Genomic DNA, 235 nt, shown 5'->3' with positions numbered 1-235 from the left:
CAGTTTCCATGATCTGGCGCGCCTGAGCCTTGTCTTCCAGAAACTCTAAGTCGGTTTTGCCCAAGTAGAATTCTGGCGACTTGCCGATGAGCTGGGTTGCTCCATGGTTCGCCACAAGGAGCCGGCCCTCCAAGTCTTTGGCATAGACAACGCCAGGCACTGCAGCGGTAAAAGTTCGGAGTAACGCTGACATCCTGTCGCGCTCAGCTTCTGCAGAGCGTCGTTACTCAATGTC

General features: G+C 54.9%; 1 protein-coding gene. It reads right to left on the bottom strand.

All coding sequences use genetic code 11. The annotated features are described in order from the left end of the window. Positions 1 to 193 (bottom strand): PAS domain-containing protein (locus SB786_RS37745; protein ID WP_410731778.1); only part of this gene is annotated, 193 nt, incomplete at its 3' end. Positions 194 to 235: the final 42 nt, after the last annotated feature.

Source organism: Burkholderia sp. SIMBA_062 (assembly GCF_046534765.1).
In the GTDB taxonomy this organism is placed as follows: domain Bacteria; phylum Pseudomonadota; class Gammaproteobacteria; order Burkholderiales; family Burkholderiaceae; genus Burkholderia; species Burkholderia ambifaria.
Note: the sequence above shows the minus strand (reverse complement) of the source record. Positions and strands in the feature narration are given on the sequence as shown.